Origin of the sequence: Streptomyces sp. LUP47B (genome assembly GCF_001746295.1) — a bacterium.
Lineage (GTDB): Bacteria > Actinomycetota > Actinomycetes > Streptomycetales > Streptomycetaceae > Streptomyces.
Genome location: NZ_MJAH01000014.1, coordinates 14,167 through 29,181 on the forward strand (window position 1 = coordinate 14,167; position 15,015 = coordinate 29,181).

Annotated in this window: 14 protein-coding genes, 2 tRNA genes and 1 pseudogene; 5 read left to right on the forward strand and 12 right to left on the reverse strand. The window is 70.5% G+C overall.

Annotated features, from left to right (window positions below; translation table 11 throughout):
* Positions 1 to 33: 33 nt before the first annotated feature.
* Positions 34 to 1,814, forward strand: a pseudogene (locus BFN33_RS34485) (long-chain-fatty-acid--CoA ligase).
* A gap of 99 nt (positions 1,815 to 1,913) precedes the next feature.
* On the opposite strand, the gene BFN33_RS53350 reads toward BFN33_RS34485, so the two are convergent.
* From BFN33_RS53350 to ehuB, 7 genes are all read right to left on the reverse strand, one after another.
* Positions 1,914 to 2,003: transfer RNA gene (locus BFN33_RS53350), tRNA-OTHER, on the reverse strand.
* Between the two features lie 49 nt (positions 2,004 to 2,052).
* Positions 2,053 to 2,126: transfer RNA gene (locus BFN33_RS34490), tRNA-Lys, on the reverse strand.
* A gap of 161 nt (positions 2,127 to 2,287) precedes the next feature.
* The gene (locus BFN33_RS34495) at positions 2,288 to 3,046 is read right to left on the reverse strand and encodes an IclR family transcriptional regulator (RefSeq protein ID WP_069764124.1); all 759 of its coding nucleotides are present in this window, start codon (positions 3,044 to 3,046) and stop codon (positions 2,288 to 2,290) included.
* Between the two features lie 220 nt (positions 3,047 to 3,266).
* On the reverse strand, positions 3,267 to 4,043 hold the full coding sequence (ehuA, locus tag BFN33_RS34500) for an ectoine/hydroxyectoine ABC transporter ATP-binding protein EhuA (protein ID WP_069764125.1): 777 nt from the start codon (positions 4,041 to 4,043) through the stop codon (positions 3,267 to 3,269).
* Between the two features lie 10 nt (positions 4,044 to 4,053).
* Positions 4,054 to 4,704: an ectoine/hydroxyectoine ABC transporter permease subunit EhuD gene (gene ehuD, locus BFN33_RS34505; protein WP_069764126.1), complete on the reverse strand. Its 651-nt coding sequence runs from the start codon at positions 4,702 to 4,704 to the stop codon at positions 4,054 to 4,056.
* Positions 4,701 to 5,399, reverse strand: a complete 699-nt coding sequence (ehuC, locus tag BFN33_RS34510) for an ectoine/hydroxyectoine ABC transporter permease subunit EhuC (protein WP_069764127.1) — start codon at positions 5,397 to 5,399, stop codon at positions 4,701 to 4,703. Before ehuC ends, ehuD begins: the two co-directional genes overlap by 4 nt.
* Positions 5,396 to 6,301 carry an ectoine/hydroxyectoine ABC transporter substrate-binding protein EhuB gene (gene ehuB, locus BFN33_RS34515; protein WP_069764128.1) on the reverse strand — a complete coding sequence of 302 codons (906 nt, stop codon included), beginning with the start codon at positions 6,299 to 6,301 and terminating at the stop codon, positions 5,396 to 5,398. The genes ehuC and ehuB overlap by 4 nt, the downstream gene beginning before the upstream one ends.
* A 97-nt stretch (positions 6,302 to 6,398) precedes the next feature.
* On the opposite strand from ehuB, the gene BFN33_RS34520 reads away from it, so the two are divergent.
* Entirely contained in the window at positions 6,399 to 6,893 is a 495-nt protein-coding gene (locus tag BFN33_RS34520) for a DUF3830 family protein (RefSeq protein WP_057610926.1), read from the forward strand.
* On the opposite strand, the gene BFN33_RS34525 is transcribed toward BFN33_RS34520, so the two are convergent.
* Both BFN33_RS34525 and BFN33_RS34530 read right to left on the reverse strand, forming a co-directional pair.
* Entirely contained in the window at positions 6,880 to 8,307 is a 1,428-nt protein-coding gene (locus BFN33_RS34525) for an amidase (RefSeq protein WP_069764129.1), read from the reverse strand. The genes BFN33_RS34520 and BFN33_RS34525 overlap by 14 nt on opposite strands.
* A 20-nt stretch (positions 8,308 to 8,327) precedes the next feature.
* On the reverse strand, positions 8,328 to 9,275 hold the full coding sequence (locus BFN33_RS34530; RefSeq protein ID WP_069764130.1) for a D-2-hydroxyacid dehydrogenase: 948 nt from the start codon (positions 9,273 to 9,275) through the stop codon (positions 8,328 to 8,330).
* A 198-nt stretch (positions 9,276 to 9,473) separates the two neighbouring features.
* On the opposite strand from BFN33_RS34530, the gene BFN33_RS34535 reads away from it, so the two are divergent.
* Entirely contained in the window at positions 9,474 to 10,298 is an 825-nt protein-coding gene (locus tag BFN33_RS34535) for an aspartate/glutamate racemase family protein (protein ID WP_069764131.1), read from the forward strand.
* Positions 10,295 to 11,026: an aspartate/glutamate racemase family protein gene (locus BFN33_RS34540; protein ID WP_069764132.1), complete on the forward strand. Its 732-nt coding sequence runs from the start codon at positions 10,295 to 10,297 to the stop codon at positions 11,024 to 11,026. Before BFN33_RS34535 ends, BFN33_RS34540 begins: the two co-directional genes overlap by 4 nt.
* A gap of 19 nt (positions 11,027 to 11,045) precedes the next feature.
* On the opposite strand, the gene BFN33_RS34545 is transcribed toward BFN33_RS34540, so the two are convergent.
* On the reverse strand, positions 11,046 to 11,579 hold the full coding sequence (locus BFN33_RS34545; RefSeq protein WP_069764133.1) for a hypothetical protein: 534 nt from the start codon (positions 11,577 to 11,579) through the stop codon (positions 11,046 to 11,048).
* Between the two features lie 12 nt (positions 11,580 to 11,591).
* Entirely contained in the window at positions 11,592 to 11,852 is a 261-nt protein-coding gene (locus BFN33_RS34550; protein WP_069764134.1) for a hypothetical protein, read from the reverse strand.
* Positions 11,853 to 12,043: 191 nt separating this feature from the next.
* Here BFN33_RS34550 and BFN33_RS34555 point away from each other — a divergent pair, with 191 nt between their 5' ends.
* Positions 12,044 to 13,144 (forward strand): LLM class flavin-dependent oxidoreductase, encoded by a 1,101-nt coding sequence (locus BFN33_RS34555; protein ID WP_069764135.1) that lies wholly within the window; start codon positions 12,044 to 12,046, stop codon positions 13,142 to 13,144.
* Here the strand turns inward: BFN33_RS34555 and BFN33_RS34560 are convergent.
* Positions 13,141 to 14,955 (reverse strand): bifunctional diguanylate cyclase/phosphodiesterase, encoded by a 1,815-nt coding sequence (locus BFN33_RS34560; protein ID WP_069764136.1) that lies wholly within the window; start codon positions 14,953 to 14,955, stop codon positions 13,141 to 13,143. The genes BFN33_RS34555 and BFN33_RS34560 overlap by 4 nt on opposite strands.
* Between the last annotated feature and the right edge of the window lie 60 nt (positions 14,956 to 15,015).

Here is a 15,015-nt window from a genome sequence, read left to right on the forward strand (position 1 = left end):
CATCTGACGGTCCGTCAACTACCGTACGCCTCCATGGACTCCAGGAGGCGTACCGTCGCCGAGCTCGTCGCCGGGCGGTGGGGCGACCACCGGCCCGGGCTGTGGTTCGAGGGGCGGGCGCTCACCCACCACGAGGTCGTCGCCGGCGCCGCCGCCCGGGCGGCACTGCTGACCGACCTGCTGCCGAGCGCCGGGGCCCACATCGGTGTGCTGCTCGACAACACCCCCGAGTACCCGCTGTGGCTGAGTGCCGCCGCCCTCGCCCGTGCCGCCGTCGCCGGCATCAACCCCACCCGGCGGGGCCCCGAACTGGCCCGCGACATCCTGCACACCGAGTGTCGGCTGCTGATCACCGAGGCGTCCCACCTGCCGTTGCTGCGGGGCCTCGACCTCCCCGGCGTCCGGCTGCTGGTGACCGGCACCGAGGAGTACGACACCCTGCTCGCGCCCTACGCCGACGCCGAACCCGACGCCTCCCGCGCGACGCCCGACGACCGGCTGCTCCTCTACTTCACCTCCGGCTCGACGGGTGCCCCCAAGGCCGCGCTCTGCTCCCAGGGGCGCCTGGCCGCGGCGGGGAGGTCGCTGGCCGACCAGTTCCGGCTCGGTCCCGACGGCGTGCACTACCTCTGCATGCCGATGTTCCACGGCAACGCGGTGATCGCCGACTGGGCGCCCGCGCTGGTGAGCGGGGCGGGGGTGGCGCTGAGGCGGCGGTTCTCGGCGTCGGGGTTCCTCGCGGACGTACGCGCGTACGGGGCGACGTACTTCACCTATGTAGGCCGGGCGATCCAGTACGTCCTGGCCACCGAGCCCCGCGAGGACGACCGGGACAACCCGCTGCGGCTCGGCTTCGGCACCGAGGCGGGGGCGGTGGACGCGGCGGCGTTCGAGCGGCGGTTCGGGGTGCGGCTGGTCGAGGGGTACGGGTCCTCCGAGGGCGGCGCGGCGATCCAGTGGGCGCCCGGCACGCCGGAGGGCGCGGTCGGTCGGGCGGGGCCCGGGCTCGTCGTACTCGATCAGGAGACGGGGGAGGAGTGTCCGTCGGCGCGATTCGACACGGCCGGGCGGCTGCTCAACGGGGACGAGGCGATAGGCGAGCTGGTGAACCGGGCTCCGAACCCCTTCGAGGGGTACTGGCGCAACGCCGAGGCGGAGGCCGAGCGCCGCCGGGGTGGCTGGTACTGGACCGGGGACCTCTTCTACCGGGACACCGACGGCTACCTCTACTTCGCGGGCCGTACCGACGACCGGCTGCGCGTCGACAGCGAGAACCTGGCCGCCGCGATGATCGAGAACATCCTCGCGCGCTACGAGGGGGCGGTGGCCGTCGCCGTGTACGCGGTGCCGGATCCGGTGACCGGGGACCAGGTGATGGCGACCGTCGCGGGGACCTTCGATCCGGAGACCTTCGCGGACTTCCTGGAGGCCCAGCCCGATCTCGGGACGAAGATGGCGCCCCGGTTCGTGCGGGTGGTCGAGCGGATGCCGGTCACCGCGACGAACAAGATCCACCGGGCGCGGCTCAGGAAAGAGGGCGTGCGCTGCGCGGACCCGGTGTGGTGGCGCCCACCCGGGACGCGGACGTACCGAACACTGGAAAACACCGAAGGATCCCTCGCGGGGGCGACTCCAGGCCCCCCAGCCGCAACCGCCCTTCGCGGCACCGTGGAAACGCCGAAGGATCCCTCGCGGGGGTGACCCCCAGCCGCAGCCGCCCTTCGCGGCACCGTGGAAACCTCGAAGGGCCCCTCGCTCCCACGAGAGGCCCTTCATTGGTGCGCCGCCAGGGACTCGAACCCCGGACCCGCTGATGCTGCATCTTCTGGGGGATAACCCCCAGACCCCCAGCCGCCCTTTGCGCCACCGTGGAAACCTCGAAGGGCCCCTCGCTCCCACGAGAGGCCCTTCATTGGTGCGCCGCCAGGGACTCGAACCCCGGACCCGCTGATGCTGCATCCCCTGGGGGATAACCCCCAGACCCCCAGCCGTCTTCGCGGCACCGTGGAAACCTCGAAGGGCCCCTCGCTCCCACGAGAGGCCCTTCATCGGTGCGCCGCCAGGGACTCGAACCCCGGACCCGCTGATTAAGAGTCAGCTGCTCTAACCAACTGAGCTAGCGGCGCATGACCCTCGCCGTCCGCCTTTCGGCGGCTGGCGACGAGAAAATACTACCCGGTCCGCAGGGGTGCTTCTGACCACCACGAGCTGGACCCACTCAGGGGCGCGGGGCTGTATCGATGTGCCCCGCGGACCCGCGGGCGACCGACGACCTCCTGCTCCGCTCCTAGATCGCCAGGGACAGCAGTACCGGTGCCGCCCCCCTGTTCAAGCGGTCCGTCGCCTGGCGGAGTCGATGTGCCTGGTCGAGCGGCAGGGACAGGGCAAGGCATCCCACCGACGAACCCGCCGTGATCGGCACCGCCGCGCACACCGTGCCCACCGCGTACTCCTGAAGGTCGAGATGGGGGACCGTGGGCGGCTGGGCCTCCAGGCGGGAGAGCAGCAGCTTGTCGTTGGTGATGGTCCGCGAGGTGAGCCGGGTCATACGGTGCCGGGAGAGGTGGTCACGGCGGCCGTTGTGGTCGAGCTGGCTGAGCAGGCTCTTGCCGAGGGCGGTGGCGTGGGCGGAGGAGCGGAAGTCCACCCACTCGTTCACCGCCGGGGTCGCGGGACCGTCGGCGTACTGGGCGATGGTGACCTCGCCGTCGACGTACCGGCTGATGTAGACGGCCGCGCCGATCGAGTCGCGCAGTTCGTCGAGAGTGTCCTGGAGCTTGTCGCGCAGGGCCTCGTCACGGTCGTGCGCGGAGCTCAGCCTGGTCAGGGCGGCTCCCGTCACATACGCGCCGTCGGCGATCTGCTCGACGTACCCCTCGCGGCGCAGCATCCTCAGGAGGGTGGTCAGCCGCTCCGGGTCGAGGCCGGTGGGACGGGCGAGTTCTACGTCGGTGACTCCGGCTGTGTGCCGCGCCACTGTCTCCAGGACGCGCAGTGCGTCCTGGGCCGAGTGGTACGGCGCGGTCGGCTCGTGCTTCAGCGCCACGGTTTTCCCCCTGCGCTCGCTCGGTCGCACTACTACTGGGCCGTAATCCAGACAGCGATCCCCTCCACGATAACCGGCAAAGGGCTTGTAGTGAGCGGCTGTTGACGAGATTCCGTCCCCGGGCCGGGCCTCTCAGCAGGGGCGCTGGCACCCTGGCATATGCCAGAGACATGACCCGGGTCCGGGACCTCGAAGGTTGAACGCTGTTCATCTTTTGGAGTCAGAGAACCGCGCTGAGAAATTCCCGGGTGCGGTCCTGCTCGGGGTCGCTGAAGATCTTCTCCGGTGCGCCCGACTCGATGATGCGGCCCGAGTCGAACATCAGGACCTGGTCGGAGATGTCCCGGGCGAAGTTCATCTCGTGGGTCACACAGAGCATCGTGATGTCGGTGGTGCGGGCGATGTCCCGCAGCACGTCGAGGACACCGGCGACCAGCTCCGGGTCGAGCGCCGAGGTCACCTCGTCGAGCAGCAGCACCCGCGGCCGCATGGCCAGCGCCCGCGCGATCGCCACCCGCTGCTGCTGGCCGCCGGAGAGCTGGGTCGGCCGGGAGTCGGCCTTGTCGGCGAGGCCCACCAGGTCGAGCAGCTCACGCGCGCGTGCCTCCGCCTCGTCCTTGGACATGCCGAGCACGGTGACCGGCGCCTCGGTGATGTTGCGCAGGACCGTCATGTTCGGGAACAGGTTGAACTGCTGGAAGACCATCCCGATCTTCTTGCGCACCTCGCGCAGCTGCTTCTCCGGTGCCGGGAACAGCTTCTCCCCGTCCACCGTGACCGTGCCCTCGTCGGGCTTGGTCAGCGTCATCAGCATGCGCAGGATCGTGGTCTTGCCGGACCCGGAGGGACCGATCAACGTCACGTGCTTGCCGGAGTCCACGGAGAAGTTCAGCCGGTCCAGGACGGTGTTCGACCCGAAGCGCTTGGTCACGTTCTCGAAGCGGATCAGCTCGCTGCCGTCCACCGGCGGGTTGGTGTTCGCGTCGGGTTCTTTCATGAGGGGAGTGTCAGCGGACAAGACGTCGCTCCAGGGATCGCAGAAGAAGGGAGGCCAGATAGGAGATGACGATGAAGGCCACGCCGATGACGGTCAGGGGCTCGGTGAACTGGAAGTGCTCCTGGGCGAACAGCCGCGCCTCGCCGAGCATCTCCAGCACCGTGATGACCATCAGCATCGGTGTGTCCTTGAGCATCGAGATCACGTAGTTGCCGAGAGCCGGCACGACCCGGCGGATCGCCTGCGGCAGGATCACCACCTGCCAGGTCCGCACCCGCGGCAGGTTCAGCGCCGTCGCCGCCTCCCACTGGCCGGTCGGCACCGCCTCGATCCCGGCCCGGTAGACCTGCATGGTGTACGTCGAGTAGTGCAGCCCGATCCCGATGACACCGGTGGCCAGTGCGGACAGGGTCACGCCCCACTCGGGCAGCACATAGAAGAGGAAGAACAGCTGGACCAGCAGCGGGGTGTTGCGCACGAACTCCGTGACCACCCCGACCGGCCAGCGCACGAACCGTGAGGGCGCGCGCATCAGCAGCGCCCACACCAGGCCGAGTACGAAGGAGATCAGCGAGCCGAGCGCGAGGGCCTGCAGGGTGACCAGCAGCCCGTCCCAGAACTGCGGCATGAAGTCGCTTACGGCACTCCAGTCCCATGTCATCCGACACCACCTCCGACGGGCTCGGGCACCTGGACCTCACGCGTGGGTTCCTTGCCGACCCCCGCCTTGAGTTTCTTCTCGAGGCCGCGCATCAACCGGGTGAGCAGGAAGGCGATCACGAAGTAGATGAGCAGCAGATACGTGTAGATGCCGGCGCTCTCCTGGAGCGCGAGCCGTACCAGGTTGCCGCTGAACGCCAGATCGCCCATGCCCATCACGGACACCAGCGCGGTGCCCTTGAGCAGTTCGATCAGCAGGTTGGAGAACGGCGGGATCATCTCCGGCACCGCCTGCGGCAGCAGGATCAGCCGGAGCCGCTGCCAGGGCGTGAAGCTCAGCGCGATCCCGCCCTCCTGCTGGGCCGGGTCGACCGCCTTGAGCGCTCCGCGCACGATCTCGGAGCCGTACGCCCCGTAGGTCAGTCCGAGGGCGAGCGTGCCCGCCCACATCGGCACCAGCTGCCAGCCGAAGGCCGGGGGCAGCACGAAGAACACCCAGAAGATCATCACCAGCGCCGAGGTCCCGCGGAACACCTCGGTGTAGAAGCCCGCGAGGAAGCGGACGATCCACAGCCGGTGGGTGCGCAGGACGCCGACCACGAAGGACACGGCGGCGGCGAGGATCGCGCTGAAGAACAGCAGCTGGACGGTGGTCCAGATGCCCTTGAGTACCAGTTCCCAGAGTCCGGAGGTCATCCGCCGCAGAGCTCCTTCGCGGTCAGGTCCGTCATCTCGGCCTGCGTGAACCCGAAGGGCTTGAGGACCCGGAACAGCTCCCCGCTCTTCTTCAGCTTCCGCAGCTCGGCGTTGAAGGCGTCCCGCAGGTTCGTCTCGGTCCGGCGGAACGCGAAGGCGCCCCCGTCGACGTGCGGCTTGCCGCCGACGGTCGGGGTGAAGGCCTTCGTGGCCTCGGCCTTGGCCGATTTCTTCACCACCTCGCGGGTGGTGAGCGCGGTCCCGGCGAACACGTCGACGCGTCCGGCCTCCACGGCGTTCAGCCCGGCGACCTGGTCCGGCACGATCAGGATGTCACTTTCCTTGTATCCCGCCTCGACGGCGTACCCGATCTCCGCGTAGCCGGTCCCGGTGGCGAACTTCGCCTTCTTCGCGACGACGTCCTTGTAGTTGTGAAGACCTTTGGGATTTCCCTTGCGCACGATGAAGGAATCGAGCATCTGGTAGTCGGGATCGGCGAAGATCACCTGTTCACAGCGTTCCGGGGTGACGTACATCCCGGCCGCCACGACATCGAACTGCTGAGAATTCAGCCCGGGAATGAGCGAGCCGAACTCGGTGGGCACGGGCTGCACCTTGTCCACCCCGAGCCGCTTGAATATGACCTTCGCGAGTTCCGGCGCCTCACCGGTCAGGTCGCCGTTCTTGTCGATGTATCCGAAGGGGATCTCACCTGCGATTCCCAGCCGTACGACGCCTGCCGCCCTGATCCGGTCGAGCAGTTCGCCGCCGCCCGTGGTCGAGGCGGTGGCCACGCGTGAGCAGCCCGCCGCGCCCAGCGCACCGAGCGCCGCTACACCCGCGAGCAGCGACCGGCGGGTGGTCCCGGATATGTGTTCGCCATGTTCCAGTGGTGGAGCCATGGCGGCGCGGCTACCCGACCGGATGCGACTTATGCCGATCGATTTGAGCCCCGTTCCGTACCGAGGCCCTCTTGACCGGCGGGGGACCATGGAATGCATGGCTGACCGCTACATCGAAGTCTCGCTGGTCAAGCGGGGAATCACCGCCACGGCAAAGCTCCTTGACGATCGGGCGCCGATCACCTGCGCGGCCGTATGGGACGCCCTCCCGCTCGCCGGTGACGTCTATCACGCGAAGTACGCACGTAACGAGATCTACGCCCTTTTCCCGCCGTTCGCGGAATCGGAACCACCCCTGGAAAATCCGACAGTTACCCCGATTCCCGGAGATCTCTGCTATTTCTCCTTCGCGGGCACCGAACTCGGCACCAAGTCCTACGGCTACGACCGCGAGGTCCGCGCGGGCACGACCGTCGTCGACCTGGCCCTGTTCTACGAGCGCAACAACCTGCTTCTGAACGCCGACGTGGGCTGGGTGCCGGGGATCGTCTGGGGTCAGGTGGTGGACGGGCTGGACGCTCTGGCCGAGGGCTGCAACGACCTCTGGCGCGCGGGCGCCCTCGGCGAGAGCCTCCGGTTCAGCCGGGCGTGACGCTCCTCGCGCGGGCCGGGGCGGGTGGCCGGATGCCCGCCGTCTCCGCCTCGTAGAGGGCGTGGGCCGCCCGCAGCACCAGGTCGTCCCGGTGCCGGGCCGCCACGATCTGCAGTCCCACCGGCAGCCCGTCGGCGTCGGTCCCCACCGGGACCGACGCGGCGGGCTGCTGGGTCATGTTGAAGGGGTACGTGAAGGGCGTCCAGCCCGTCCAGCGTTGGTGCCCCGAGCCCTTCGGGACCTCCGTGCCCGCCTCGAACGCGGTGATCGGAAGGGCCGGGGTGACCAACAGGTCGTAGGAGTCGTGGAAGCGGCCCATCCGGCGCCCGAGTTCCATCCGGACGTCCACCGCGGCGAGGTAGTCGAGCGCGCTCATGCGCGACCCCAGGCCGCGGATCGCCCGGAGCCCGGGGTCCAGCAACTCCCGCTGGTGCGGCCCGAGATGCTGGGTCACCCGGGCCGCCCCGCTGAACCACAGGGTGTGGAAGGCGTCCACCGGGTCGGCGAAGTCGGGATCGGACTCGGTGACGTACGCGCCGAGTCCGGCCAGGCTCTCCACGGCCCGCCGTACCGCCGCGGCGACCCCGGGCTGTACGGCCACCTGGCCGCCGAGGGACGGCGAGTACGCGACCCGCAGCCCGCGCACCCCGCCCGACAGCGCCGCCGTGTACGGGCCGGCCGCCGGGCCCAGCGCCGACCAGTCGCGGGAGTCGGGCACCCCGATGACGTCGAGGAGCAGTGCCGCGTCGGCCGCGTCGCGGGTCATCGGGCCCACGTGGGCGAGGGTGCCGAAGGCGCTCGCCGGGTAGAGCGGGACGCGGCCGTACGTCGGCTTGAGGGCGAAGATCCCGCAGAACGCGGCCGGGATACGGACGCTGCCCCCGCCGTCCGTGCCGAGCGCGAGCGGCCCCGCGCCGAGCGCCACGGCCGCCGCGGCGCCCCCGCTGGAACCGCCTGCGGTGCGCGTCGGGTCGTAGGGATTGCGCGTGACGCCCGACAGCGGCGAGTCCGTGACGCCCTTCCAGCCGAACTCCGGGGTCGTGGTCTTGCCGAGGAAGACCGCGCCCTGCTCGCGCAGCCGGGCGACGGACGGCGCGTCCTCGTCCCAGGCGCCGCTCTCCGGGATCGTCCTGGAGCCCTTCAGCGTCGGGGCGCCGCGCAGCAGCAGGATGTCCTTCACCGTGACCGGGACGCCGTCCACCGCGCCGAACGGCTCCCCGCGTCGCCAGCGGTCGGCCGAGGCGCGGGCCTGCGCCAGGGCCTCCTCGCCGGTCAGCCGCACGAACGCGTTCACGTCCGGCTGGATCCGTTCGGCCCGGTCGAGAGCCGCCCGGGTCGCCTCCACGGGGCTGAACTCGCCCTTGCGGTAGCCCTCCACGAGTTGTACGGCGGTCAGTTCGGTGAGGTCCTGCATGGTGCCCCTCCGCTCGACGTTCAGTGCCCCGGTACGTACCCGCGTTGCTTGTCGACCACGTTGGTGAGTGCTCTGCCGGCCTCCCAGCGGTCGTACATCTCCACGAACTGCGTGCCGAGTTCATCGCGCCAGCCGACCGTGTCACCACTCATGTGCGGGGACACGATCAGACCCGGGATGCGCCACAACGGGCTCTCGGGCGGCAGCGGTTCGGTCTCGAAGACATCGAGGGCGGCACCGGCGATCCACCGCTTGGACACCGCCTCCGCCAGCGCCTCCTCGACGACCAGCTGACCCCGGCCGATGTTGATGAACCGGGCCGAGGGCTGCATCATCCCGAAGCGGCGGGCGTCGAACATGCCCTGTGTCTCCGCGGTGAGCGGGGCGGCCGCGATCACCCAGTCGGCGCGCGCCATCAGCCGGTCCAGGTCGTCGGGACCGTGGATCCCGGTGCGGGAACGGCGGCCGACCAGGGCGGTGGTGATGCCGAGCGCCTTGAGGGTGGCGACGATCGCCCGCCCGATGGGCCCGGAACCCACCACACAGGCACGGGTTCCGGCCACCCGCTGGGACTCCCGGTGCCGCCACACGCCCTCCCGCTGCAGCTCCAGGGTCCGGGGCAGGTCCTTGGCCATCGTCAGGACCAGCGCGGCGACGTACTCGGCGATCGGCTGGTCGAAGACACCGCGCGCGTTGGTCACCCGGGTGTCGGAGTCGGCGAGTTCGGGGCACATCAGGTGGTCCACGCCCGCGCTCGCCGTGTGCACCCAGCGCGGCCGCGGTCCCTCACCCGGCCACGCCTCGCGCACCGCGGTCGAGGTGAAGTCCCAGACCAGCAGCACGTCGGCGGACGGCAGCCGCTCGGCGAGCGTGGACGCGTCCGCGTGCACGATCCGGGCCCGCCCGGTGAGGCTGCCGAGGCGCGGCGGTGGGTCGGCGTCGAGGACGAGAAGGGTGGGGACGGACATCGAGGCACCGTTTCTACGGATTATCGCGAGCGCTGCCGGGCGTCTGACATGGGCGGAAACGCCGGCGGTGACACCGGTGTGACGTGAGCGTGACATGGGCGGATTGACCACGCTCGCACCCGAACCTACCTTCGTCAACACGGGCGTTGTGTACGGTCCGCTGTCCCCCCGTCTCTCACCGTGAGGCCGGTCTCTGCCATGGACGTTTCTTTTCTGGGTGGGCCGCGCCCCCAGCGCGGTGTCGGTGTCGTCGCCCCCTTCGACTTCGCGCTGGACCGCGAGCTGTGGCGGTGGGTCCCCGACGAGATCTCGCTCCATCTGACCCGCACCCCGTACGTCCCCGTCGAGGTCAGCCTCGACCTGGCCCGGCTGGTCAGCGAGCACGAGACCCTGCACGACGCGGTGCGCACGCTCAACGCCATCACCCCCGAGGTCGTCGCCTACGCCTGCACCTCCGGCAGCTTCGTCGGCGGGATCGCCGGGGAACGCGCCATGTGCGCGGCCATGACCGTGGCGGGCGCGGTCCCGTCCCTGACCACGTCCGGCGCCCTCCTGGACGCCCTCGCCGAACTCGGCGTCCGCCGGGTGGCGCTGGTGACGCCGTACACGGTGTCGGTGACGAGGTCGCTGGAGGAGTATGTCGCCGAGGCGGGCGTCTCGGTCAGCGGGTGCGCCTACATGGGCCTGACCCGGCACATCTGGAAGGTGCCCTACCGCCAGGTCTCCGAGATGGCCCACAAGGCCGTACGGGCCGACGCCCAGGCGCTGTTCATCAGCTGCACCAACCTGCCGACGTACGACGTCATCCCGCAACTGGAGGCGGAACTGCGCATACCGGTGATCTCGGCCAACCAGGTGACGATGTGGGCCGCGCTGCGCCGACTGGGTACCCGAGCCGTGGGACCGTACCAGGCGCTGATCGATCCGGCGGCGCGGTTCGGCCCCGTGCGCCCGGAGATTCCGGGACTGCCGGAAGTCCGGGGCCTGCCGGACGAAGAGCAGCAGCAGGAAGGCTGGACATGACCGCTCTCGGATTCCTCTACCCGGGCCACTCCGCCGAGGACGACTATCCGCGCATCGAACAGCTCCTGGGCAGCGACATCCGCCTGGACGTCGTCCACACCGACATCGGCACCGACGCGCACCGCGTGGACGCCCTCCTGGAGATGGGCTCGGCCGAAAGGCTCGCCGCGGGCGTCGAGGAACTGCGCATGTCGGGCGCCGAGTCCGTCGTCTGGGCCTGCACCAGCGGCAGTTTCGTCCACGGCTGGGAGGGCGCCCACGAGCAGGTGCGCAACCTCGCGGTCACGGCCGGCATGCCCGCCTCGTCCACGTCGTTCGCCTTCGTGCACGCGGTCAAGGAGATCGGGGCCGGTCGGGTGGCGGTCGCGGCGACCTACCCGGACGACGTGGCGGGCCTGTTCGCGGAGTTCCTGCGGGCGGGCGGAGTCGAGGTCGTCCAGGTCCGCGGCGCCGGGATCATCACCGCCGCGGAGGTCGGCACCTGGGGCGAGGAGCAGGTCCTCGCGCTGGCCCGGGAGGCCGACTCGCCGGACGCCGAGGCGGTGCTCCTCCCGGACACCGCCCTCCACACGGCCACCCACATCCCGGCCCTGGAGAAGGAGCTCGGCAAGCCGGTCCTCACCGCGAACCAGGTCACCGTCTGGGAGGCCCTGCGGCTCACGGACCGCCGGGTGAACGCTCCGGCCATGGGGGAGCTGTTCACCAGGGAGCCGATCGTCCAGGTGTGAGACGCGCCTGTTCAGGGGCTCACCGCCGCCGGTCCTGGGCGGCCTCGGCGGTGAGTTCCGTGTGCATGGCGCGCAGTCGCCGGTGCTGACGGTTTCCGTACAGGACGAGCCAGCCCAGGAAGACCCCGGCGAACAGGAACATGCCGAGGGTCTGCGGCAGGCTCGCGGTCAGGGCCGTCAGCACCACACCCGCGCAGAACAGGACGGCGAGAACGATCTGGGCCGCGACCCGGTGGCGGGTGCGGTGCAGACGCTGTTCGACCAGGTCGCGCATCGCCTGCCGCTCCTGCGGCGCAGTCGGGATCTCGCCCCGGCGGAGCTTCCGGTCCAGCGACACGAGGCTGTCCACTGAGCCTCCGGCGGCCCGCTTCTCCCGGCGCCGCACGGCGAGCATGACACCGACCCCGCCGACCGAGGCGAACACCACGTACAGCAGGGCCGAGGCGATCGAGCGCTCCGGGGACAGCAGCAGGACCACGGCGCACGCGACCAGGAGGGACAGGGCGACCCGGACCCACAGGTGCCTGCCGAGAAAGGAGTTGACGCGTTCCACGGCCTGCCTCCCTCACATCCGGTCGCGGCGGCGGACGGCGCGTAACCGCATCGTCAGGCCGACGGCCAGCAGCACCAGGGCCACCGCGCAGTAGGCCCACGAGCCGGTGCCGCGCACGGCGTCGACGGTGGCCAGGATCGCCCACAGGGCGGCGACGACACTCAGCGCGGTCCACGCGATGTCGGCGATACGGATGGATAACTGGGCGCGCTGTCTGGTGCCGGGTTCGAGTGGTCCGAGTTCCGACGGCCGGGACGGGTTCTGTCGCGTCATGGCGATCCCTCCGGATGGTGGATTTGTGCGTTCTGAGTACCCGGAGCCCGGTGCGACAAGCCGTCGACGCAGGTCGGGATGCGGAAGGCGGCGCTCCAGGAATCCTCGATCCCGCCCGGGAATAAACGGAGACAGTCTCCTGTTATTACCTGACTGACAGCGCACGGCTCTTGAGCAGGAGGCACCCCACCGTGGCGGAAGACGAGATCCGAGGTACCGCACAGGGCACCGCCCCCGTACCTCTCTCGGTACTCGACCTGGTCACCGTCGGCGCCGGACGCACGGCCTCCGACGCCCTGCGCACCAGCGTCGCCATCGCCAAGCTCACCGAGTCCCGGGGCTTCCACCGCTACTGGATCGCCGAGCACCACTCCATGCCGGGCGTGGCGTCCTCGTCCCCTGCGGTGATCCTGGCCCACCTCGCCGCCCACACCACCCGTATCCGGCTCGGCTCGGGCGGTGTCATGCTCCCCAACCACGCTCCGCTGGTGATCGCGGAGCAGTTCGGCACGCTGGAGGCGATGGCCCCGGGACGGGTCGACCTGGGCCTCGGCCGGGCCCCCGGCACGGACGGCGCCACCGCGGCCGCCCTGCGCCGCAGCGACCGGCTGAACGAGGGCGCCGACGACTTCCCCCAGCAGCTCGCCGAACTCACCCGCTTCCTGGACGACGACTTCCCCGACGGCCACCCCTACCGCCGTATCCACGCCGTACCCGGCCCCGTCCAGGCGACCTCACCCGGCGGCGTCCAGTCCCCGCACCGCCCGCCGATCTGGCTGCTCGGCTCCTCCGGCTTCAGCGCCCAGCTGGCCGGCTCCCTCGGCCTGCCGTTCGCCTTCGCGCACCACTTCTCGGCGCAGAACACCGTCCCGGCCCTGGACCTGTATCGCGAGTCCTTCCGGCCCTCCGCGGTCCTCGACGAGCCGTACGCCCTCATCGGCGTCTCCGCCCTCGCCACCGACGACGAGAAGGAGGCCCGCCGCCAGGTCCGCGCCGCCGCGCTCAACATGATCCGGCTGCGCACCGGCCGCCCCGGCCTGGTCCCCACCCCGGAAGAGGCGGAGGCCTACGAGTTCAGCCCCATGGAGGAGGAGTTCGCGAACTCCTGGAACGCCAACGTCATCCACGGCACCGCCGACGAGGTCCGCTCCGGCCTCGACGAACTCCACAAGCGCACCGGCGCCGACGAGTTGATGCTCACGGGCAACGCGCACAGCGGTGACATACGCCTGCGCTCCTACGAACTCGTCGCGGACGCCTACGGACTGCCCACGGCCCCTGCGGTCTCCTAGGCCTTCACGCCCATCAGCCCGGAGATACGATCAGGCGACACCGGCCGCGAGTACAGCCAGCCCTGCCCGGTGTCGCAGCCGATCCGGCGCAGGCGGCTGGCCTGTGCCGAGGTCTCGACGCACTCCGCGGTGACGGTGAGGCCGAGACGGTGGGCGAGCTGGATCATCGCCTCGACGACGACCTCGTCGGCCGGGTTCGGGGGAACGCCCTCGCCCTCGTACTGGAAGCCGCGCACGAAGGAGCCGTCCAGTTTCAGGACGGAGACCGGGAGGCGGCTGAGGTAGGCGAGGTTCGAGTAGCCCGTGCCGAAGTCGTCGATCGCGATGCCGACGCCCATGTCGCTCAGCGCCTGGAGGGCCTGCAACGGGCGGCCCGCCGAGCCCATCACCGCCGACTCGGTGAGCTCGAGCTGGAGGAGGTGGGGCGCCAGACCGGTCTCCGCAAGGGTCTTGGCCACGTCCGCGACCAGGTCGGAGTCCCATACCTGACGGACCGCCACATTGACGCTGACGAAGATCGGCGGCTCGTCGGGGTGGTCGAGCTGCCACTGACGGGCCTGGCGGCAGGCGGTGACGAGGATCCAGCGGCCCAGCGGGACGATCGAGCCGTCCTCCTCGGCCAGTGCGATGAACCGATTCGGCGTCAGCATCCCGAACTGCGGGTGATTCCAGCGCACCAGCGCCTCGACCCCGCGCAGCCGGCCGTCCTCCATGCCCACCAGCGGCTGGTACTCCAGCTGGAACTCGCCGCGCTCGATGGCCGGGCGGAGCGTGGAGGCGAGGGCCTGGCGGGTCATGCGGTGGGCGTTGCGCTCGGGGTCGAAGAGCGTCCAGCGGTCCCGGCCGTCCGCCTTGGCCCAGTACAGCGTGGTGTCGGCGGCCTGCATCAGACCCGTCGCCGAGGTGCCCTCCGCCTGCCGCTCGACGACCCCGATCGACGCCGACACCGACATCCGGTGGCCGGAGACGTCGAAGGGCGCCTGGACGGCCTTCAGCAGGGACTCGGCGAGATCGGCGAGCTGTTCGGTGCCCGTGGAGTCCTCGACGAGCAGCGCGAACTCGTCGCCGCCCAGCCTCGCCACCAGGGGAGCGGTCGCCCGCCCCTGGCCGGCCGCGTCCGCGCAGCGCGTGAGCCGCTCGGCGACGGCGGCCAGCAGCCGGTCGCCGACCCGGTGGCCGAGGGTGTCGTTGACGGCCTGGAACCCGTCGAGGTCCAGATAGCACAGCCCGATCCTGCCCGTGCCGCCCTGCTCGTACGACTCCGGCTCCAGCGCGGCCGTCAGCCGTTCGAAGAACAGTGTGCGGTTGGGCAGCCGGGTCACCGGGTCGTGCATCTGCAAGTGCCGCAGCCGAGCCTGGAGTTCACGGCGGGCGGTGATGTCGGCGACGGACAGCAGGACGCCGGGGGAGCCCTGGGAGTCTTCGGCCAGGGGAGTGATGGTGATCTGCGCCCACATCGAGTGTCCGTCGGGATGCTTGAGCCGCCGCTTGCAGCGCAGTTTCGCCTGCCGGCCGCGCAGCACCTCGCGGTAGGAGTGCCAGGTGCGGGCGTCCGAGGCCAGATCCACCAGGTCGGCGGCCTGGGCCCCGGCCAGCTCCTCCGGCACGGCGCCGAGCAGCTCGCCGAAGGCAGGGTTGGCGTCGACGACCGTGCCCTCGCGGTCCACCACGGCCATGGCCAGCGGCGCCGCCGCGAACGCGGCACGGTGCGTCGGGGGCTCGGTACGAGCAGGTGTCGTGATGTCACTCTCTGTTACGGCCGACCCGTCGAGGTCTGCCGCGGGCGCCGGCCCTTCGGACGTTCCGTTCACCGCTAGCTCCCGCAGTGCACTCGATCGCTGTCCGCGCAGGAAAGTGTGCCGATCATAGAG